We start from the raw sequence: 21,097 nt of genomic DNA, 5'->3' as shown, positions 1-21,097 counted from the left end.
TCGATGCACGGCGGCCGTGACTGCACGGAGCTGAGCGTCCGGCGTAGGCAGACCTTAGTGCGCGCGGCAGGCGCCGGATATTGGACCTTGATCCCACGCGGTCAGATTCACCCGCGCAGGCGCGGGGGTGTCTGGGTCTTGGTCATGCGCGCCCGCGCGCAGGGCGCGCGAGGTCCCCGCCCGCGGCCTAGCGCGTGGCGGCCGTGGCGGCCGGCTTCACTTCCTGCCAGCTGCTGTCCGGGTCGAAGCGGGTCATGGCCATCGCCTGCTTCTCGCCGCCGGGGCCCAGGTCCTTCTCGAACACCTGGCCCTCGTGGCTGATCATGAAGCTCATCACGCCGCTGTCGCCGTACTTGGCCGGCCAGGCCACCAGCGCGAAGCCGCGGCTCATGTTCTTGCCCAGCAGGTAGGAGTACGCACCACCCGGGGCCGACGGTCCCTGCGCGCTGAGGATGCGGTAGTGATACCCGTGCCAGTCGCTGCCGGACGCACCCTCGGCGAACAGCGGGCCGAGCGGGCTGGGTTCGGCGCCGTCGTCGTCGGCCCAGAACAGGCCGTCGTGCTGGCCATCGCTGCTGAAGATCTTCTGCGCGTACTCGAGCACGCCGTCGCCGTCGCGGTCCACGCGCGCGTAGTCGTTCTGCGCGTCGTGGTAGGCGCGCGCGGATTCCACCGTCGCCAGTTCGTTGCGGCCCACGCGGCGGTCGCGGATCTCATCGGCGCCGGCGCGGACATCGAACGCCCAGCCGCCGGTCCGCTTTGCCAGCGGGATCGGGAACACCCAGTCGTTCTTGCCGACGACCAGGCTGACGCGTCCCTCCGTGCCCGGTCGGATCGCATGCCGTTCGCGGTAGCCGGCGAGGAAGGCCTCGACGTCGGCGCGTTCGACGCCTTCGATCGGCACGTAGTCGCGCCAGTCCTTGCCCAGCAGCGCGGCCAGCTTGTCCGCGTCCGCCCGCTGGGTGCCCAGGGCGGCGACCAGCGCCTCGGCGGCGGCCTCCGCGGTGGGATAGGCCTGCTGGGCGCGACTGCGCGCCGGCGATGCCAGGCCCAGCAGGGCCACCGTCATGAGCACGATCGTGCGCAGGCAGGCGTTCATGTGGTCCTCTCCTTAACGACGTCCGCCGCCCTTGGCGCTGCGGCGAACGGGATCCGCCGCCCTGGCGCTGCGGCGAGCGGGATTGGCGGGATACCTGGCTGCCGCCGCCGCGCGAACCGGAGGAACGCTGCGAGGAGGCATGGCTGGAACGGCCGCGCTCGGACTGCGCACGCGAGCGCGAGGGTTCACGCGCGCCTTCGAACGCGTTGTTGCGCGAGCCCTGGCTGCGCGACTGCTGTTGGCGCCGCGCCGAGTCGCGCGCCTGCGAGTTGCTCTGCGAGCGCTGGCGCTGGCCCTGGCCCTGGCCGCCCTGCCGGTCGCGCGCACCCTGCCCGGCCTGCTGGCGATCGCGCGTCTGCTGCGGCCGGTCACGTGCGGTCTGTGCCGCGCGTTGGCGTTGCTGGTCGCGGGCCTGGCCTTGCGAGCGGTCGCGCGCGGTGCGTGCGGCCTGGTCGCGCTGGGCATCACGTCCCTGGCTGCCGGCGTTGTCGCGCATGTCGCGCGATGCGCGCTGCGCCTGGTCGCGGGCCTGCCGGTTGTCGCGTGCCGGCTCGATGCCACGGGACTGCATCTGGCTGCGCGCCGCTTCGCGCGACCGTGCCCGGGCGGGGTCGTCGCCGCGGAAACTGTCGCGCCGCGCGCTGTCGTCCAGTTGCCGGCCATGGCGCTCGCGGTTGGCGTTGTCGCGATAGGGCACGCCGTCGCGGTTGATGGCGTTGTGCTGCCAGTTGTTGTCGCCGCGGTTGATCTGGCGGTTGGTGTTGATGCTGTTGTAGCGGTCGACGTCGATGTCGATGTCGTCGCCGCCCCAATCCATGTCGCCCCACAGCGAACCGGCGATCGCGATGCCGGTGCCCCAGGCCAGCCCGGTCATCAGCGCCGAGCCCGGATACCAGTACGGGGGAGGGCGGGTAATACGGCGGCGGGTAGGCGGGATAGTCCCAGCTGCCATAGACCTCGGTGGGGTTGTAGCTGGGGACGTAGACGACTTCCGGATCCGCGGCCTCGATGATGATGGTCTGCGCCGGCGCCTGCTCGATCACGCCACCCACGGCCGGGGCCGGTGCCGGCGGCGCGGCTTCCATGCTCACGCGCTGGTACTCGTTGGTCTGCAGGTTGCCCGCGGTCTGCGCCTTCTGCCGCAACCGCTGCACCGCGTCCATGACGTCGCCCGGCTGGGCCAGGAAGGCGTCGCCCAGGCGCTGCACCCAGCCCGGGTCCTGGCCCAGGACGGTCAGCGCCTGCGGGAAGGCGACCAGCGCCTGCACGCTCGGGTCCCACGGCTGGCTGCCGGCCTGGCGCACGGCGTCGTCGCCCTTGGCGTTGGGATTGGCCTTGGACCAGGCCACGGCGTCGGCGACGTCGCCCGGGTAGGTCGACGCCATCAGCACCTGCGCCAGCAACTCGTCCGGGTACAGCGCGATCGGCGCGACCATCTGGTCGAGTTCCTCGCGGCGGAACACCGTCTGGGGCGCGGCGGCGGGCGGGGGCGCCTGCGCGGCGGGGTGCGGGTGCGGGTGCGGCCGGCGTGGCGGCCGGGGCCGCGGTCGTCGCGGGCGGCGTGGCGGGCTTGTTGCAGCCGGCGGCCACCGTCAACAACGCCACGAGCAGGACTGGTCGAACTGGATTGCGCATTGGGACGCTCCCATCGCAAGTACCGCGCAACGATCGCGGGCCCGCACGGGACGCCGCTCGTTCTGCGCGGATCATAAGTCCCGGGCCGCGGCGCGCGGCGCGTGGTGGCATGGGACAAAGGTCCTATGCGCCGCCGCCTGCGCTGCGCCCGGCCACGTCAACCGGCGCGTGGTGCCAGACAGGTTTGCGACACCGTGCGTGGCGATGTCCGGCGCGCGACGCCAGTAGTGCCAGGTGTCATCGCGGTGGACGGCCTGCGGCGGCACGCGGACGTGCGATCGCCATCGGCCAGGCAAAAAAAGGGCGCGACCTTGCAGTCGCGCCCGGCTTGCCCGCATTGCGGAGAGAGACGGTTTACTTGATCTCGAACTCGCGCGACTGCACGACGTTGCCGTCCTGCATCACTTCGACCTTGTACTTGCCGGTCGGCCAGCCATCCGGCTTGGCGATGTGGAATTCGGTGTTGCCGGTACCGGTCAGCGTCACGTCGCGGGTGTCTTCGCTGACCACCTGGTTGCTGTCCAGGTGCGTCCAGCGCACGCCGAGCTTGCCCGGCACGGAGGCGGCCGGATCGCTGGTGCTGGTGGCGACCGACACGTGGATGGTGTCCTTCGGCGCGAAGGTGGTGGCGGGCGTGCCGACCTTCATGTCGGCGCCGATGGTGTTGCCCAGGTCGATCCCGGTCACCGTCGCGGTGGCCGCGGTGGCCGGCGCCGGTGTCGGTGCGGGCATCGGGGCGGGCTCGGTGGTGGTCGGCATGGGCGCCGCCGGCGCGACGGGTTCTTTCTTCTTGCAACCGGTCACGGCGACGGTGCCGAGCACGGCGACGAGCAGGGCGGCGGTCAGGGCATTGCGATTCATGCGAGCGTCCTTGTGGGAGTGGAAGTGGATGGGTGCCGCGAGGGGCTCAGCTGCGCCAGTCCGCGTCGCCGTCCTTGTCCAGGTCCAGCGCGGGAATCTTCAACACCTGGCCCGGGAAGATCTTGTCGGGATCGTCGATCTGGTCGCGGTTGGCGTCGAAGATCGCGTGCCACTTGCCCGGCTTGCCGTAATGGGCCTTGGCGATGTGGGAGAGCGTGTCGCCCTGCACGACGGTGTAGCTGCGTTCGGCCATCCCGCCGGTGCCGCCGCCGCCGCCGGTGATCTGTTCGGTCGAACTTGCGCCGGACTGGACATTGGAGAAGTCGGGCCGCGAAGGCTCGGTGGTTCCGGAGCCGCTTTTCACGTTGGAAAAGTCGGGGCGCTTGTCTGGGCTCATGGTGGGCTCCCTGCACACGTCGGAATGACGGGTAAAAGTCGCACGCCAATTGTTAAGGGAGTATCGCGGCCGCGACGGCCTACTGCCGTTCGTCGCGGACCCAGCGGGGCGTGGCCATGCCCGGGGTCGCCCGCCAGGGGTTGATGTCCAGGCCGCCGCGGCGGGTGTAGCGCGCTTCCACGCCCAGCGCCCGCGGCTGCAGCCGGGCCATCAGGTCGGTGTGGATCCGCTCGACGCACTGCTCGTGGAATTCGGCGTGGTCACGGAACGACACCAGGTAGCGCAGCAGGCCGGCCGGGTCGAGGCGCGGGCCGTGGTAGTCGATCACCACCTGCGCCCAGTCAGGCTGCCCGGTCACCGGGCAGTTGGACTTGAGCAGCGCGCTGCTGAAGGTCTCGTGCACCGGCTCGTCCGACTGCACGCGCAGCAGCGTGGCGTCGGGCGGACCGTAGTGCGTGATGTCGATCTCCAGCGCGTCCAGCGCAACGACGTCGGCCCGCGGCGGCGTGATCGGCGGCAGGCCGAAGGCCATGCGCACGGGCGCGCCGGCGGCACGGCTGAGGTCGTCGACGATGCGCTCGCGCAGCGCGTCGGGGTCCGCCATGCGGGTGGCGTTGAACGAATTGAGGTAGAGCTTGAGCGACTTGGATTCGACCAGGTTCGGCGAATCGGCCGGGACTTCGAGGGTCGCGGTGGCCACCTGCGGCTTGCCGCGCCGGTCCAGCCAGCTCAGTTCGTAGGCGTGCCAGCGATCGACCCCGATGAACGGCAGGCGGGACGGCTCGACGCCGATCCCGGCGCGGCCGAGGCTGCGCGCGATCGGGAACAGCAGCGCGGGATCGTATTCGCGCGGGTAGTCGACGTGGCGGCCCAGCGGCAGGTCTTGCATGCTCATCCGGCGATTTTACGTGCGCCGGACGCCGGCCGCGCGCACGGCGACTCGATCGCGCCCCGACCAGCCGCGGGGCGCGAAGGCATGCCGACCCCGCCGCCTTACGGCGCCGACGCCGCGGTGCTGCCGGTGGCGCCTTGTTCCAGGTAATCCAGCGTCACCTGCAGCATCGCGCGCAGCCCCAGGTCGAGCGCCGACTCGTCGAGCAGGAACTTCGGCGAATGGTTGCTCGGCGCGGTCGCCGGGTCGACGCCCTTGGCGGTGGCGCCGACGAAGAAATACATCGACGGCACTTCGCGCGCGAAGTAGGAATAGTCCTCCGCGCCCATCTGCAGCGACGGTTCGACCACGTTGTCCGCGCCGGCCACGGCCTTCAGGCTGGGCAGCATGCGCGCGGTGAGCGCGGCGTCGTTGACCGTGACCGGGTTGCCTTCGGCGTCGGGCACCTTCGCGTCCACCTGCGCACCATGCGCGGCGGCCACGTGGGTGGCGACGTTGCGCAGGTCGGCGAAGATCGCCTCGCGCACCTTCGGGTCGAAGGTGCGGATCGTGCCGGACATCGTCACTTCGTCGGGAATGATGTTGAAACGGATGCCGCCGTGGATGGTGCCGAAGGTCACCACCGCCGGCAGGCGCGCGATGTCGGTGCGGCGGCTGACGATGGTCTGCGCGCTGCCGACGATGTCGGCGGCGGCGGCGACCGGATCGATGCCGCCCGAGGGACGCGAACCATGCGTCTGCCGGCCTTTCACCGTCATGGTGAAGCGGTCGGACGCGGCCATCAACGGGCCCGGGCGCACGGCGAGCTGGCCCGCCTGCACGGTGGAGAACACGTGCAGGCCGAACATCGCATCGGGCTTGAAGGTCTTGAACAGGCCTTCGGCGAGCATCTGCGGCGCGCCGCCGGTTTCACCCGGGGGCACGCCTTCCTCCGCCGGCTGGAACACCAGCATCACCTCGCCGGGCAGCTGCTCGCGCATGGCCACCAGCGCGTCGGCGACGCCCAGCAGGATGGAGGTGTGCGCGTCGTGGCCGCAGGCGTGCATCACGCCGGTGGTCTGGCCGTTGAACTGCGCCGTCGCCTTCGACGCATAGGGCAGACCGGTCTGCTCGGTCACCGGGAGTGCGTCGATGTCCGCGCGCAGCGCGACCCGCGGTCCGGGCCTGCCGCCCTTGATGATCGCGACCACGCCGTGGTGCGCGATGCCGGTCTGCGGGGTGAGGCCCAGGCTGCGCAGATGTTCGGCGACCTTGGCCGCGGTGCGCTGCTCGCGGTTGGACAGTTCCGGATTGGCGTGGAAATCACGCCGCCAGGCCACGACCTTGTCCTGCAGCGACCGCGCCGCCGCGGCGACTTCCGGTCGCTGCGCGGGCGCGGCGTCCTGGGCATGGACGGGCAGGACGCCCGCGGCGCCCAGCGCCAGCAGCAGGGGAGACAGTCGACGCATGTGAACTCCACGGAAGGACAGGCCAGCGCCGATCCTAGCGTGGGCCGGGCGCGACGGACGCGGCCGTCGCCGGGTCGCCCGGATGCGCACAGCCGATCGACATCGCGGCGTGTGTCGCCGGCCGGACGGGAGATGGCGGCGGGCAGGCCTTGGAATCGGGTCGTCGCGCGTGCGAGGCTGCGGCTCTGTCCGTCGGAGCCTGTCCATGAACGATTCGCGATCCGCACCCCCGGCGCCCCTGCACGGAGACGCCGCGCTGCTGCGGGCCGTCGGCAGCTTCGCGCTCACCGCGGCGGTGATCAACGTGATCGTCGGCGGCGGGATCTTCCGGATGCCGTCCGCGCTGGCCGCCCAGATGGGCGCGGCCGCGCCGCTGGCGCTGATCGCCGGGGCGCTGGCGATCATTCCCATCGCGCTGTGCTTCTCCGCGGTCGGCAGCCGGGTGCAGGTCACCGGCGGTCCCTACAGCTACCTGGGCGCGACGTTCGGCCCGTTCGCCGGTTTCATCGGCGGCGCGCTGATGTGGATCAGCAACTTCACCTCCAGCGCAGGCGTGGCGGCGGCGTTGTCGGTGCAGGTCGCCAACCTGGTCCCGGCCTTCGCGCCCCCGCTGCCGCGCGCGTTGCTGCTCACCGCGGTCTACGCCGCGCTGTTCGCGCTCAATGCCTTCGGCGTGAAGCTGGGCGCCCGTGCGATCACCACGCTGGCCGCGCTCAAGCTCACGCCACTGTTCCTGCTGGCCGGCATCGGCATCTTCCTGGTCGACTGGAGCCAGGTCAGCTTCACCATCGGCGACGTGCCCTCGTGGGGCGCGCTGGGGGCCTCCATGGTGCTGGTGATGTTCGCCTATTCGGGGATGGAGACCGCGTTGGTACCGTCGGGCGAGATCAACGATCCCGCGCGCGACGTGCCGCGCGCGACCATGGTGGCCATCGTGCTGGTGGTGCTGCTGTACCTGGGCCTGCAGATCGTCGGCCAGGGCCTGCTCGGCCCGGCGCTGGCGACCAGCGGCGTGCCCGTGGCCGACACCGCCGGCGCGCTGTGGGGACCGGGCCGCGTGCTGCTGCTGATCACCGCTTGCATCTCGATGACCGGTTTCCTGATGGGCAACCTGTTCGGCTCCTCGCGACTGGTGTTCGCGCTCGGACGCGACGGCTACCTGCCGCGGATCTTCGGCACCGTCAGCGCCGCCCATCGCGTGCCGCTGTGGGCGCTGGTGGTGCATGCGGGCCTGGCCTGGGTGCTGGCGATCGCCGGCAACTTCGACGCGCTGGCGCTGATTTCCGGCGGCGCCATCTGCCTGGTCTACGGCCTGGTCAGCCTCGCGGCGTGGCGCGCGCAACGCCTGGACCTGCGCGAGCGCGGCGATGCACCCTTCGTGCTGCCGGGCGGCCCGCTGATTCCGGCCATCGCGGTGCTGGCGATGCTCGCCATCGTCACCACGCTCACGCAGAAGGAATGGCTCGCCATCGGCATCGCGCTGGCGGTGCTGGTGATGTTCTACCTGCTGCGACGCGGCGCGCGGACGAAGGCGGCGTGAGCGGTTGCGCATCATGACCGGCAGATCCGTTCCATCGCGGCTCCATGCGATGCCCGACGTTTCCCGCGTCGGCGTCTGGGCCGTGATTTGCCCGGCCATCGACCTGGCGAACTGATGGTGCGTTGATCAACGGCACCGCAGGCGCGCGCGGAGGAATCTCCTGCGCAGAAACAAGAAGCCCGGCTTTCGCCGGGCTTCCGTTTGGTTCGCGGAGGAAAGCGCGAGCTGGTGTTGCTCAGTCCTCTGCGCACACTGACGCTTAGCCCTGCGGGCTGAAGCTGATCTCGCGGCGCGTGGTGACCGGTGCGGACACCGGCTGGAAGCGCCACTTGCGGACGGCGTTGACGGCTTCGCGGTCGAAGATGCGGGCCGGCTGCGAACGCACCACGCGGGCCGCGGTAACGGTGCCGTCGGTGCCGACGGTGTACTCGACCAGGACCGAACCGGAGGTGCGCGAACGCAGGGCTTCGGCCGGATACTTCGGCGCGGGCATCGACACCGGACGCAGGTCCGACGGGCTGGCCGAGGCGGTGGCGGCCGGAGCGGCGGTACGTTCCTCGGCGGCGCGTCGGTCGGCGGCGGCACGGTCGGCCGCAGCCTTGTCCGCGGCGGCCTTGTCGGCGGCAGCCTTGTCAGCCGCGGCCCGGTCGGCTGCGGCCTTGTCGACGGCGGCCTGCTGCGTGGCCAGCTTCTTGGCCGCTTCGTCCTGCTGCTTCTTCTGGTCGGCCAGGCGCTGTTCTTCGATCTCGCGCTGCTTGCGGGCTTCTTCCTCGGCGGTCAGCGCCTGCGCGCGTTGCGCGGAGGTGGCCTGCTGCTCGGCGATGCTCGCCTTCAGGCGGGCCAGCGCGGGATGCTGCGCGTCGGCTTTCTCGAGCAGCGCGGCAAGCCGGTTGGCTTCACTGAAATCGTCGCGGTTGACGCTCTGCTCGATGGCGATGACGGTCATCGGCAGCAGGTCGGTCAGCGCGCTGGACACGGCGGCGTCGGCCGGTGCCTTGTCGCGCAGCGCGAGGTAGTACTCCACTGCGTTGTCGCCGGCGGGCGCGTACAGGCGGTTCTCGCTGTAGGCCTTGCTCGCGTTGGCGCGCAGCTGGTCCTCGGTGAGTGCCTGTACCTGGGCCGAGACGGCGGTGGCGGGCGTGGGCGCCGGCGCTTCCGTCGCCGTGGTGGCAGCATCCGTCGCCGCGGGCTTGTCGCCGCCGCCGCATGCGGCCAGGGCCAGGCCCAGGCTCAAAACGGCGGCAATCTGGAATGCGAGAGGCCGGCGTGCGGGCCGGGCCGAGTGGTGTGCAGCAGTCATTTTTTGAGGTCCCCTGAGGTGCGCGCTGGATGCGCACAGCACTAGTGACGCCCCAGCCACCGGGGTTTGTCAAGCAGAAACCGACGGCAAGCGTTGACAACGCGGGACTTCACGCGCATAGGGCCGGCCGGGTGTGCGCGTGATCACTTTCCGATACAAAAACTGGAGAAAATGTGACCAAGAAGGTCATCTGCCCGGACCCGGCCGGTGATCTCTCCCAAGGCGTCGTGCGCGGCGCGCAGCGACTCGGCGGCCAGATCGAGGGCCTCATGGTCCAGCTGGAGCCGGCTCTGCGCCAGGCCATCGCGGGCCTGTTCGAGCGCGTCCACATGGCGGGCGCGCGCGGTGAACGCGCCTTCGCCCGCGTCGTTGCCGTGGGCCAGCCTTCGCAGGGTGGCGTGCAGTTCGGGCAGGCCGCGGCCGGTGTGCGCCGACACCTGCAGATGCTCGTCCTGCGCCTGGCCTTGCGGCAGCGTGGCGGGCGGGCCGGCAAGTAGGTCCATCTTGTTGAACAGCCACACGCGCCGCGGCACGTTCGCGATCGCATCGGCCACTGCCCGCGCACCGGCTTCGGCCGCGCGCGCATCAAGCACGATCACCGCCAGGTCCGCGCGCGCCAGTTCGTCGCGGGCGCGACGCATGCCTTCGCGCTCGATCGCATCGCCGCCTTCGCGCAGGCCCGCCGTGTCCACCAGCGTGAGTTCGACGCCGTCGATGCGCACCACTTCGTGCAGCAGGTCGCGCGTGGTGCCGGCGATGTCGGTGACGATCGCGCGGTCGCTGCCTGCCAGTGCATTGAGCAGTGAACTCTTGCCGGCGTTGGGCGGGCCGACGATCACCGCGTGCAGGCCGTCGCGCAGGCGACGGCCGCGCTGGGCCGCCGCCAGCAGGTCGTCCAGCGCCTGCGCCGCCGCCGCCATGCGCGCGCGCAGCTGCGCACCGCCCAGCGTGTCGATGGGTTCATCGGCGAAGTCGATCGCCGCCTCGACGTGCACGCGGATCGCCAGGACGTCGGCGGCCAGGGCGTCCACGCGACGCGAGAATTCGCCGTCGAGCGCACGCCGGGCGGCGCGCGCCGCGCGTCCGTCGGCCGCGGCGATCAGGTCGGCCACCGCCTCGGCCTGGGCCAGGTCGAGCTTGCCGTTGAGAAACGCGCGCTCGCTGAACTCGCCGGGCCGCGCGCGCCGCGCGCCCAGGCCGACCGCGCGTTGCAGCAGCTGCTCCAGGACCGCGGGACTGCCGTGGGACTGCAGTTCCACCACGTCCTCGCCGGTGTAGCTGGCCGGTGCGCGGAAGCTCAACGCGATGCCATCGTCGATGATCTCGCCGTCGGCGTGGCGGAACACCGCATGGTGCGCGTGCCGCGGCCGCAGCCGGCGGCCGCAGATGTCCTGCGCGATGGCGGCCGAGCGCGGACCGGACAGGCGGACGATGCCCACGCCGCCCGCGCCCGGCGCGGTGGCGATGGCGGCGATGGTGTCGGTCGGCGTCATGGGCCTACTGTACGAAAGGCGGGCCGAAGGGGTGACCCGGATGCGACAAGCCCGCCATGAAGGCGGGCCTGCGCGGAACGGCGGGGCGGTGACCCGACCGTGCTAGTCGGCCAGCAGCTTGGCCGGCTGCTCGGCGTAGCGCCGGGTCATCCAGGCCTGCTGCAGCAGGCCCAGGGTGCCGTTGGTGATCCAGTACAGCACCAGGCCGGCCGGCATGAAGGCGAACAGCACGCCGAACACCAGCGGCATGTACTGCATCATTTTCTGCTGCATCGGATCCATGCCCGGCGCCATCGGCGTGAGCTTCTGGGTGAACCACATCACCGCGATGTTGATGACCGGCAGCACGAAGTAGGGATCGCGCGCGGTCAGGTCGGTGATCCAGCCGATCCACGGCGCATGGCGCAGTTCGACCGATTCCGACAGCATCCAGTACAGCGCCAGGAACACCGGCATCTGGATCAGGATCGGCAGGCAGCCGCCGACCGGGTTGATCTTCTCCTTCTTGTACAGCTCCATCATCGCCATCTGCAGCTTCTGCTTGTCTTCGCCGTAGCGTTCCTGCAGTTGCTTGATGCGCGGCTGGAACTTGCGCATCTTGGCCATCGATTTGTACTGCGCGGTGGACAGCGGGAACATCAGGATCTTGATCAGCACCACCAGGCCGACGATCGCCCAGCCCCAGTTCTTGACCAGGGCGTGCAGCTTTTCCAGCACCCAGAACAGCGCCTCGGCCAGCGTGGCCATGGTGTCGAACTTGCTGAAGTCGACGGCGCGCTTGAGGCCCGGGATGTCCTGCGCCTCCATCTGGTTGACCAGCTTGGGGCCGATCCACAGCCGCGCGGAGCTGTCGGCGCTGCCGCCCGCGGCGACGTTGAACGAAGGTCCGCGCGCGTCGATGGTGTAGTGGCCGCCGGCCTGGGACACGTCGAACAGCGCGGCCTGGTCCTTCTGCGGGATCCAGCTGCCGAAGAAGTGGTGCTGCAGCATGCCGATCCAGCCGCCCTTGACCTCGCGTCCCAGCTTGCAGTCGTCGCCGATGTCCTCGTACTTGCAGCGCTCGTACTTGTCGTCCCACCACGCCGGTCCCTGGAAGCTGTAGCTCTCCGGACTCATCGGGCCCGAGCCCGCGACCGGGCGAGGCGCGCGGGTCAGGCCGCGGTAGACATAGCCCTGCCACGGCGCGGAGCCGGCATTGCGCAGCTGGTCGCGGACCTGCACCACGTAGCTGCCGCGCTCGAACACGAACTCGCGGCGGATGCTCACGCCGTTGGCGCCGTTCCAGACGAAGGGCACGACGAGCTGCTTCTGGCCGGGCGCCAGGCGGAAGGCCGTCCCGGCGTTGGCGCCGGCGAGCACGAAGCCGGTGGTTTCCGGCGCGGGGCCGGCGTCGCTGTGCCAGCCGGTGGTCGCGACGAAGTAATGGGTGCCCTCCGGCGAGAGCAGCCGGACCGGGGCGCTGTCCTTGGCCGCTTCACTGGGGTAGCGCAGCAGATCGGCCTGGCGCAGCTCGCCGCCGGTCATGGTCACGCGCAGCACGTCGGTTTCGACGGTCACCGCCGGGGCGGCCTCGGGCGTGGCCGAAGCCGCGACGGGCGCCGGGGTGCTGCCCGGGGCGGCGGGCACGGTGCCGGTGGCCGTGGGGATGTTGGCGCTGGGCACGCCGGCGCTGCCGGTCGGCGCGACGGTCCCCGCGGGCGTGGTGGCCACGGCGGGAGTGACCGGCGCCGCCTGTTCCTTGCCCCATTCCATCCAGAGAAGGGTCGCCACCATCAGCCAGGCGAAGAGAAGGAAGAGGCGGGTCGAATTCATGGGGCAGGCAGGCTCAGCCGACGAATGAGTCGGCGATATCAGGCGGAGGTGGGGCCGGCGTCGGGCGATGCAAGCCGGGCGGGCGCAGCAAATGTGTTGGCAGCGGATGGATCTGCCGCCGGAAGTTCGGCAGCGGGCGGCATTGTGCCGGCCGTGGCGATGGGCGGCAATGCGCCCAGCCGGCGCAGCAGGTCCAGGAAGTGGCGCTGGAGCTGTTCGCCCGTCGCCTCGCGCGCGGGCGGGCGCGCCACCACGACGTAGTCGCCCGGCGCGAACTGCTCGCGGTGGTGACGGAAGGCTTCGCGCAACGCCCGCTTGATGCGGTTGCGACCGACGGCATGCGGATCGACCTTGCGCGACACCGCCAGTCCCATGCGCGCGGGCGTGGGCGTGGCATGCCAGTGCACGGCCAGGCGCGGCGTCGCGGCGCGACGGCCCTGGGCGAAGATGCGATCGAAGTCGGCCTTGGCGCGCACCCTCACCTGCCGCGGAAAGCGCACGTTCATGACGACGCGCTCGACACGCAGCTCATGGACACGAAACCCGTGAAGAGCCGCTTGGGGCAGGCAGTGCGGAAGTTGTCATGCGACCGGCGCGGGCAGCGCCGGCGAGTGCCGGCGCGAACGCCGGCAGGTCAGGCGCGGCGGTTTGCGCTCAGGCGCAAAGACGCTTGCGACCCTTGGCGCGACGGCGCGCCAGGATCTTGCGGCCATCGGCCGTCGCCATGCGGGCACGGAAGCCGTGGTCGCGCTTGCGCTTGAGGTTGCTGGGCTGGTAAGTGCGCTTGGTGGCCATGGTGGGCGGCTCGGCGTAAACGACGGAAAAGACCGCGGATTCTAGCGGCGGGCCGGGGCCGGGTCAACCGCCACGGTCCGGGGCCGGCGACGGGCCGCGCAGGATGCCCCGGTTCCCTCCCGGATGCACGCCCGGCGTGGCGCGGGCCCGGCGCGGGGCGGCGGCGACCTTCGATCGGCACCGGCCGGCACGGGCGTGGGCGGTGGCTGCGCAGCTGCGGCGCCGTGATAGTCTGATCGACCCCCGCCCCGTATGCGTCGCGATGCCCTGCATCGTGGCTGCCGTGGCTTTCTCGATTAGAACCCGCGTGGTCATCCCCGAACACAAGATGGAAGCCTGGCCCCGCTGCCTCGAACGCCTTGAAGCCGAGTACCCGGTCGAGGACGTCCATACCTGGCTCAAGCCCCTCCAGGCGACCCGCCGGGACGACGTCACCGTGCTGTACGCGCCCAACGCGTTCGTCGTGGAACACGTCCGCGAACGCTACCTGGCGCGCATCCGCGAGTTGCTCAGCTATTTCGCCGGCAGCGGCGAGGTCCAGCTGGAAATCGGCGCCCTGCCCCGTGCCCCCTCCCCGAGCGCGTCCACGGCCGATCCGATCGTGGTGCGCGGCGGCGCCGACGAGGCGCGCCAGGAACCCTTCGACGGACACCTGGACGCGCATTACACCTTCGAGAATTTCGTCGAGGGCCGCAGCAACCAGCTCGGCCGCGCCGCGGCCATGCAGGCCGCGCGTGCGCCCGGCGACCGCGCCCACAATCCGCTGCTGCTGTACGGCGGCACCGGCCTGGGCAAGACCCACCTGATGTTCGCCGCCGGCAACGCGATGCGCGCGGCCAACCCGAACATGCGCGTGCTCTACCTGCGCAGCGAGCAGTTCCTGGCCTCGCTGATGAAGGCGCTGCAGGACCGCACGCACGGCATGGCGACGTTCAAGCGCCAGTTCCAGCAGGTCGACGCGCTGCTGATCGACGACATCCAGTTCTTCGCCGGCAAGGACCGCACGCAGGAGGAGTTCTTCCACACCTTCAACGCGCTGATCGACGGCAAGCAGCAGATCATCCTGACCTGCGACCGCTTCCCGCGCGAAGTGGAAGGCCTGGAGCCGCGGCTGAAGTCGCGCCTGGGCTGGGGTCTGTCGGTGGCCATCGATCCGCCCGATTTCGAGACGCGCGCGCAGATCGTGCTGTCCAAGGCGCGCGAGCGCGGCGCGAGCATCCCCGAGGATGTCGCCTTCCTGCTGGCCAAGAAGATGCGCAGCAACGTGCGCGACCTGGAAGGCGCGCTCAACACGCTGACCGCCCGCGCCAACTTCACCGGCCGCGCGATCACCACCGAGTTCGCCCAGGAAACCCTGCGCGACCTGCTGCGCGCCCAGCAGCAGGCGATCGGGATCCCCAACATCCAGAAGGTCGTGGCCGATTACTACGGCCTGCAGATCAAGGATCTGCTGAGCAAGCGCCGCACGCGTTCGCTCGCCCGCCCGCGCCAGATGGCGATGGCGCTGGCCAAGGAACTGACCGAGCACAGCCTGCCCGAGATCGGCGACGCATTCGCCGGTCGCGACCACACCACCGTGCTGCACGCCTGCCGCCAGATCCGCGGCCTGCTGGAAACCGACGGCAAGCTGCGCGAGGACTGGGACAAGCTGATCCGCAAGCTGAGCGAGTGACGCCGCCAGCCCCAGACGAAGCAAGCCCCGCCGATGCGGGGCTTTTTCGTTTGCGCGACCTGGTCGCCGCGGTGCGGCAGCAGCGGACGCCGGTTGCAGTCACGGCCCAGGGCACGGCAAGGGGCGCGGCCCGCTTCGACGCAGCTCCCTGGGCCTCTGTCGGGCTTGGGCTGCCTCGCCCTGGCGGGGTTGCCGGCGCCTCCCACCCGAGCGGCCGCCTTGGGCGACGAGGTTCGGAAACCTCGACGTTGCGGTCGCCAACCCTGTCGATGAGGTTCCGGACCTCGACGTCGAGGTCGCCAACCCTGACAACGAGGTTCGAAGCCCCGAAGTCGGGGTCGCAGACCTCGGCGACAAGATCCGGAACCCTGTCGGTGAGGTTCCCAACCTCGACGTCGAAGCCTGGAACCCTGGCGATGAGGTTGAAAGCCTCAAATCCGAGCGCACCGAACCGCGAGGACGGGACTCGGAACCTTGGCGATGAGGTTCGAAGCCTTGTTGATGAGGTTGCACAAGCCCGACGTCGAGGCTGGGAACCTTGTCGACGAGGTTCGCAACCTTGCGGTCCGCGGTCGCCGAGCCCTGGCGTTGAGGCCCGGAGCCCTGGCGTTGAGGCCCGGAGCCCTGGCGATGGGTCCTGGAGCCTTGAAGCTGAGGCTGCACCACTTCGCCGATGAGGCCTGGAGGCTCATCGGGCAAAACCCACTGCTGCATTCGCCCCCACGACGTCCAGAGGTAGCATTTGGGGCCTGCCTGGCCCCCTGCACCGCCATCACTAGTGGCTGTTGGCCTCCGCGATCGCAACATTTTCGGTTTTCCCGCTGCGCAGCCCGTGCAGGCGCGGTATCGTTCGCACCTGTGTTGTGGATACCTGCGTCCAGGCCAGTCCGGACGGGGTTCCGGCGGGAGGACAGGGTTGTGGACATCCGGTGGATGGCGCCGCTTGTCCACAGCTGCTTGAGGACTAAGGGCGGACAAGGTGTGGACAAGTCGCCCGCGGCCGACGTCGCGGAAACTTATCCACAGTTTGTCCCGGATCTCCCGGTGGCTTTCCAGCCCGGTTGTCCTGCACGTTTTATTCTTTTGAATCAAAGGCTTGGATAGGTTTCCCGCGATTTTGCGCGGTTCCATCATCACCATGCTTTTGATTTATTCACTAATCTTGTTCTAGGAAATCGGGGAGCGGCATCGAATGCGTTTCAGCCTGCAGCGCGAAGTGTTCCTGAAACCATTGGCCCAGGTGGTCAATGTCGTCGAGCGCCGGCAGACCCTGCCCGTGCTGGCCAATCTGCTGGTCCAGGTGAAGGACGGACAGCTCTCGCTGACCGGCACGGACCTGGAAGTGGAAATGGTCTCCCGCGTGAACGTCGACGACGCCCAGGACGGGGAAACCACGATCCCGGCCCGCAAGCTTTTCGAGATCGTTCGTGCCCTGCCGGACGGCAGCAAGGTCACGATCTCCCAGTCGGCCGAGAAGGTCACGGTGCAGGCCGGCCGTTCGCGCTTCACCCTGGCCTCCCTGCCTGCCAACGATTTCCCGTCGATCGACGAGGTCGAAGCCACCGAGCGCGTGCGCGTGCCGGAAGCCGGCCTGAAGGAGCTGATCGAGCGCACCGCGTTCGCGATGGCGCAGCAGGACGTGCGCTATTACCTCAACGGCCTGCTGTTCGACCTGCGCGAAGGCTCGCTGCGCTGCGTGGCCACCGACGGCCATCGCCTGGCCATGTGCGAAGCCCCGCTGGAAGGCGGCAGCGGCACCAAGCGCCAGATCATCGTGCCGCGCAAGGGCGTGACCGAGCTGCAGCGCCTGCTGGAAGGCGGCGAGCGTGAGGTCGAGCTGGAAATGGGCCGCAGCCACCTGCGCGTGAAGCGCGACGATGTCACCTTCACCAGCAAGCTCATCGATGGGCGCTTCCCCGACTACGAGGCCGTGATCCCGATCGGGGCCGACAAGGAAGTGCGGATCGACCGCGAGGTCCTGCGCGCCGCGCTGCAGCGGGCCGCGATCCTGTCGAACGAGAAGTACCGCGGCGTCCGGGTCGAAGTGTCGCCCGGCCAGCTGAAGATCAGCGCGCACAACCCCGAGCAGGAAGAGGCCCAGGAAGAGGTCGAGGCCGACACCCGGGTTTCGGACCTGGCGGTGGGCTTCAACGTGAACTACCTGCTCGATGCCCTGACCGCCCTGCGCGACGACAACGTCGTGGTTGCCCTGCGCGACGCCAATTCCTCGGCCCTGGTCCGGGAAGCCTCCAATGAGCGCTGCCGCCACGTGGTGATGCCGCTCCGGCTCTGATCGGCTCGTGTTCCACGTGAAACAAACGCCCGGCCCGTCCGGGCGTTTTCTTTTCCCCGTCCGCACCCGCGCACGGGTCGCGGTTCCCGTCTTACAGTGAATCCATGCGCGTCACCCGCCTCGACCTTCGCCACCTGCGCCGCTTCACCGATGTGAGCCTGCGGCCCGGGCCTGGCCTGAACCTGATCACCGGCGACAATGGCGCCGGCAAGACCAGCGTGCTCGAAGGCCTGCATCTGATGGCCTACGGGCGCAGTTTCCGGGGCCGCGTCCGCGACGGTCTGGTCGAGGCGGGCGCGCCGGCGCTGGAGGTCTTCGTCGAATGGGACGAAGCGGCCCGTGGCCGCCGCCCCGCGGCCCTGCCGATGGTGGCCGAACCGACCTGGCGCAGCCGCAAGGCAGGGCTTCGCCATTCCGGCCAGGACTGGACCGGGCGCCTGGACGGCCAGGCCGTGGGTCATCTGGGCGAGCTCTGCGCCGCCCTGGCCGTGGTCAGCTTCGATCCCGGCAGCCACGCGCTGGTCAGTGGCGGCAGCGAACACCGCCGACGCTACCTCGACTGGGGCTTGTTCCACGTGGAACCTGAGTTCCTACCCCTCTGGCGGCGCTATGCCCGGGCGCTCAAGCAACGCAATGCCCTGCTCAAGGCCCGGGCGCGGGATGCCCAGCTGGATGCCTGGGACCAGGAGTTGGGCGAGGCCGGCGAGGCCCTGACCCGGCATCGGCAGCTCTACCTCGACGCCCTGGTCCCGGGGTTCGAGGCACTCATGGCCGAACTGGCCTCCCATCTGGGCCCCGTGGGGCTGCGCTACCTGCCCGGCTGGCGCCGCGAGGAGATGTCCCTCGCCGACGCACTGCTGCTCGCCCGCGACCGCGACCTGGTCAGCGGCCATACGACGGTGGGCCCGCACCGGGCGGACTGGGCGCTGCAGCTGTCCAGCCTGCCCGGCCGGGAAGCCCTGTCCCGGGGTCAGGCGAAGCTGACTGCCCTGGCCGCCCTGCTCGCCCAGGCCGAGCATTACGCGGCCGACCGCGGCGAGTGGCCCGTGGTCGCTCTGGATGACCTGGCCTCCGAGCTCGACCGGGCGCACCAGGCCCGCGTGCTCCGCCATCTGGTCGCCAGTGGCGCCCAGGTATTCATCACCGGCACCGAGGCACCGGCGGCCCTGGCCGGACTCGACGCCCCTTTGACGCTGTTCCACGTGGAACAAGGGCAACTGCTGCCTGTCCAGCCAGCCTGAGCGGCGGCCCACGACGTCCAGAACCGGGCCCCCGCCCGGTATACTCCGGACTCAATACCTGACGCGATAACGACGCCCGCGGCCCGCGCCGCGTCCGGCGTCGCCGGAGCCTGCTGCACACATGACCCAGACCGAGCACGACCCCTCGCAAGACCCCGCGCCGATCGAACCCGTCCAGACCTACGACTCCAGCAAGATCACCGTGCTGCGGGGTCTGGAGGCCGTGCGCAAGCGCCCCGGCATGTACATCGGCGACGTGCACGACGGCACGGGCCTGCACCACATGGTGTTCGAGGTCGTGGACAACTCGATCGACGAGGCCCTGGCCGGGCACGCCGACGAGGTCACCGTCATCCTCCATGTCGACGGCTCCTGCTCGGTCTCGGACAACGGCCGCGGCATCCCGGTCGACATCCACAAGGAAGAAGGCGTTTCCGCGGCCGAGGTGATCCTCACCGTGCTGCACGCCGGCGGCAAGTTCGACGACAACAGCTACAAGGTTTCCGGCGGCCTGCACGGCGTGGGCGTGTCGGTGGTCAACGCGCTGAGCGAGCACCTGTGGCTGGACGTGTGGCGCGATGGTTTCCACCACCGCCAGGAATACGCGCTGGGCGAGCCGCTGTACCCGCTCAAGCAGGTCGAACCCTCCGCCCGCCGCGGCACCCTGCTGCGCTTCAAGCCGGCGGTGGAAATCTTCACCGACGTCGAATTCCACTACGACATCCTGGCCAAGCGCCTGCGTGAGCTGTCGTTCCTCAATTCGGGCGTCAAGATCACCCTCATCGACGAGCGTGGCGAAGGCAAGCGCGACACCTTCGAATACGCCGGCGGCATCCGCTCCTTCGTCGAGCACCTGGCGCAACTGAAGACCCCGCTGCACCCCAACGTGATCTCCGTGTCGGGCGAGCAGAACGGCATCACCGTCGACGTGGCGCTGCAGTGGACCGACTCCTACCAGGAGACGATGTTCTGCTTCACCAACAACATCCCGCAGAAGGACGGCGGTACCCACCTGATCGGCTTCCGCGCCGCCCTCACCCGCACGTTGACCAATTACGTCGAGCAGAGCGGCCTGGCCAAGCAGGCCAAGGTCGCGCTGTCGGGCGACGACATGCGCGAAGGCATGATCGCCGTGCTGTCGGTGAAGGTGCCGGACCCCAGCTTTTCCTCGCAGACCAAGGAGAAACTGGTCAGTTCCGAGGTCAGGCCGGTAGTTGAGCACACGTTCGGTGCACGTTTGGAGGAGTTCCTGCAGGAACACCCCAACGAGGCCCGTGCCATTGTGGGCAAGATCGTCGATGCGGCCCGCGCCCGCGAGGCCGCCCGCAAGGCCCGCGACCTCACCCGCCGCAAGGGCGCGCTGGATATCGCCGGGTTACCGGGCAAGCTGGCCGACTGCCAGGAGAAGGATCCGGCCAAGTCGGAGCTGTTCATCGTCGAGGGTGACTCGGCGGGCGGCTCGGCCAAGCAGGGCCGAAACCGCAAGACGCAGGCGATCCTGCCGCTCAAGGGCAAGATCCTCAACGTGGAGCGCGCCCGCTTCGACCGCATGCTCGCCAGCGCCGAGGTCGGCACCCTGATCACCGCGCTGGGCACCGGCATCGGCAAGGACGAGTACAACCCGGACAAGCTGCGCTACCACCGCATCATCCTGATGACCGACGCCGACGTCGACGGCTCGCACATCCGCACGCTGCTGCTGACGTTCTTCTACCGGCAGATGCCGGAGCTGATCGAGCGCGGGCACATCTACATCGGCCTGCCGCCGCTGTACAAGATCAAGCAGGGCAAGACCGAGCTCTACCTCAAGGACGACGCGGCGCTGGACGCCTACCTGGCCGGCAATGCCGTGGAGGGCGCCTCGCTGGTGCCCGCCACCGACGAACCGCCGATCGTCGGCCTCGCGCTGGAGAAGCTGCTGCTGGCCTACGCCGGCGCGCGCGAGGCGATCAACCGCAACGCGCACCGCTACGACCCCAGCGTGCTCGAGGCGCTGATCGACTTCGCGCCGCTCGACCACGCGCACCTCCCGGAGAACACCGCCGACCTGGGCGCGAAGTTCGAGGCCCTGGCCGTGCGTCTCAATGGCAAGGGACTGGGCAAGCCGCGCTACCGGATCGACCTGCACCCCGCCAGCGAAACCCGCCAGGGTGCGTTGCTGGTGACCCGCCGCCACATGGGCGAGGAACTCACCCAGGTGATCCCGCTGGCCGCGTTCGAGAGCGGCGAGCTGCGGGCGCTGCGCGAGGCCGCCGTGCAACTGCATGGCCTGGTCCGCGAGGGCGCGAAGATCGTGCGCGGCAACCGCGAACAGCCGATCGACAGCTTTGCCCAGGCGCAGGCCTGGCTGCTCGAGGAAGCCAAGAAGGGCCGCCAGATCCAGCGCTTCAAGGGCCTGGGCGAAATGAACCCGGAACAGCTGTGGGACACCACGGTGAACCCCGATACGCGCCGCCTGCTGCAGGTGCGCATCGAGGACGCGGTGGCCGCCGACCAGATCTTCTCCACCCTGATGGGTGACGTGGTCGAACCGCGCCGCGAGTTCATTGAGGAGAACGCGCTGAAGGTGGCCAACCTCGACGTGTGAGGCGCGCTGCATCCGGCCACGAAAAAGGGCGC

General features: G+C 69.9%; 16 protein-coding genes. 5 read left to right on the top strand and 11 right to left on the bottom strand.

The genetic code is table 11. The features are described from left to right. Nucleotides 1-187: 187 nt before the first annotated feature. The 6 genes from I8J32_RS04640 to I8J32_RS04615 all read right to left on the bottom strand — a co-directional run bounded on the left by I8J32_RS04640 (nt 188) and on the right by I8J32_RS04615 (nt 6,332). Nucleotides 188-1,099: a DUF2950 domain-containing protein gene (locus I8J32_RS04640; protein WP_200614798.1), complete on the bottom strand. Its 912-nt coding sequence runs from the start codon at nt 1,097-1,099 to the stop codon at nt 188-190. A gap of 464 nt (nt 1,100-1,563) precedes the next feature. Further along, the gene (locus I8J32_RS04635; protein WP_207526792.1) at nt 1,564-2,562 is read right to left on the bottom strand and encodes a DUF3300 domain-containing protein; all 999 of its coding nucleotides are present in this window, start codon (nt 2,560-2,562) and stop codon (nt 1,564-1,566) included. Nucleotides 2,563-3,088: 526 nt separating this feature from the next. Further along, entirely contained in the window at nt 3,089-3,595 is a 507-nt protein-coding gene (locus I8J32_RS04630) for a hypothetical protein (protein WP_200614800.1), read from the bottom strand. 46 nt (nt 3,596-3,641) lie between these two features. Continuing rightward, entirely contained in the window at nt 3,642-3,992 is a 351-nt protein-coding gene (locus I8J32_RS04625) for a LysM peptidoglycan-binding domain-containing protein (RefSeq protein WP_200614801.1), read from the bottom strand. A 79-nt stretch (nt 3,993-4,071) separates the two neighbouring features. Next, complete coding sequence (gene queF, locus I8J32_RS04620) at nt 4,072-4,887, bottom strand: NADPH-dependent 7-cyano-7-deazaguanine reductase QueF (protein WP_200614802.1); 816 nt, start codon at nt 4,885-4,887, stop codon at nt 4,072-4,074. Between the two features lie 98 nt (nt 4,888-4,985). Then, nucleotides 4,986-6,332, bottom strand: coding sequence for an amidohydrolase (locus tag I8J32_RS04615; RefSeq protein WP_207526791.1), 1,347 nt, complete (start codon nt 6,330-6,332; stop codon nt 4,986-4,988). A 205-nt stretch (nt 6,333-6,537) separates the two neighbouring features. On the opposite strand from I8J32_RS04615, the gene I8J32_RS04610 reads away from it, so the two are divergent. Next, nucleotides 6,538-7,872 carry an APC family permease gene (locus I8J32_RS04610; RefSeq protein WP_200614804.1) on the top strand — a complete coding sequence of 445 codons (1,335 nt, stop codon included), beginning with the start codon at nt 6,538-6,540 and terminating at the stop codon, nt 7,870-7,872. Nucleotides 7,873-8,131: 259 nt separating this feature from the next. On the opposite strand, the gene I8J32_RS04605 is transcribed toward I8J32_RS04610, so the two are convergent. From I8J32_RS04605 to rpmH, 5 genes are all read right to left on the bottom strand, one after another. Next, nucleotides 8,132-9,172: an energy transducer TonB gene (locus I8J32_RS04605; RefSeq protein ID WP_200614806.1), complete on the bottom strand. Its 1,041-nt coding sequence runs from the start codon at nt 9,170-9,172 to the stop codon at nt 8,132-8,134. 143 nt (nt 9,173-9,315) lie between these two features. After that, the gene (mnmE, locus tag I8J32_RS04600) at nt 9,316-10,665 is read right to left on the bottom strand and encodes a tRNA uridine-5-carboxymethylaminomethyl(34) synthesis GTPase MnmE (protein ID WP_200614807.1); all 1,350 of its coding nucleotides are present in this window, start codon (nt 10,663-10,665) and stop codon (nt 9,316-9,318) included. Between the two features lie 102 nt (nt 10,666-10,767). Continuing rightward, on the bottom strand, nt 10,768-12,477 hold the full coding sequence (yidC, locus tag I8J32_RS04595) for a membrane protein insertase YidC (RefSeq protein WP_200614809.1): 1,710 nt from the start codon (nt 12,475-12,477) through the stop codon (nt 10,768-10,770). A gap of 38 nt (nt 12,478-12,515) precedes the next feature. Continuing rightward, entirely contained in the window at nt 12,516-12,983 is a 468-nt protein-coding gene (rnpA, locus tag I8J32_RS04590; protein WP_200614810.1) for a ribonuclease P protein component, read from the bottom strand. A 148-nt stretch (nt 12,984-13,131) separates the two neighbouring features. Next, on the bottom strand, nt 13,132-13,272 hold the full coding sequence (rpmH, locus tag I8J32_RS04585) for a 50S ribosomal protein L34 (RefSeq protein WP_031374044.1): 141 nt from the start codon (nt 13,270-13,272) through the stop codon (nt 13,132-13,134). A gap of 328 nt (nt 13,273-13,600) precedes the next feature. Between rpmH and dnaA the strand changes: the two genes are divergently transcribed. The 4 genes from dnaA to gyrB all read left to right on the top strand — a co-directional run bounded on the left by dnaA (nt 13,601) and on the right by gyrB (nt 21,065). Next, the gene (gene dnaA / locus I8J32_RS04580; RefSeq protein WP_200614811.1) at nt 13,601-14,944 is read left to right on the top strand and encodes a chromosomal replication initiator protein DnaA; all 1,344 of its coding nucleotides are present in this window, start codon (nt 13,601-13,603) and stop codon (nt 14,942-14,944) included. A gap of 1,192 nt (nt 14,945-16,136) precedes the next feature. Beyond that, complete coding sequence (gene dnaN, locus I8J32_RS04575) at nt 16,137-17,237, top strand: DNA polymerase III subunit beta (RefSeq protein ID WP_200614812.1); 1,101 nt, start codon at nt 16,137-16,139, stop codon at nt 17,235-17,237. A gap of 104 nt (nt 17,238-17,341) precedes the next feature. Further along, nucleotides 17,342-18,478 carry a DNA replication/repair protein RecF gene (gene recF, locus I8J32_RS04570; protein ID WP_207526790.1) on the top strand — a complete coding sequence of 379 codons (1,137 nt, stop codon included), beginning with the start codon at nt 17,342-17,344 and terminating at the stop codon, nt 18,476-18,478. A gap of 121 nt (nt 18,479-18,599) precedes the next feature. Beyond that, a complete protein-coding gene (gene gyrB / locus I8J32_RS04565) occupies nt 18,600-21,065 on the top strand; it encodes a DNA topoisomerase (ATP-hydrolyzing) subunit B (protein ID WP_200614814.1) in 2,466 nt (821 codons plus the stop codon). Nucleotides 21,066-21,097 lie beyond the last annotated feature (32 nt).

Origin of the sequence: Lysobacter solisilvae, assembly GCF_016613535.2 — a bacterium.
In the GTDB taxonomy this organism is placed as follows: domain Bacteria; phylum Pseudomonadota; class Gammaproteobacteria; order Xanthomonadales; family Xanthomonadaceae; genus Agrilutibacter; species Agrilutibacter solisilvae.
Note: the sequence above shows the minus strand (reverse complement) of the source record. Positions and strands in the feature narration are given on the sequence as shown.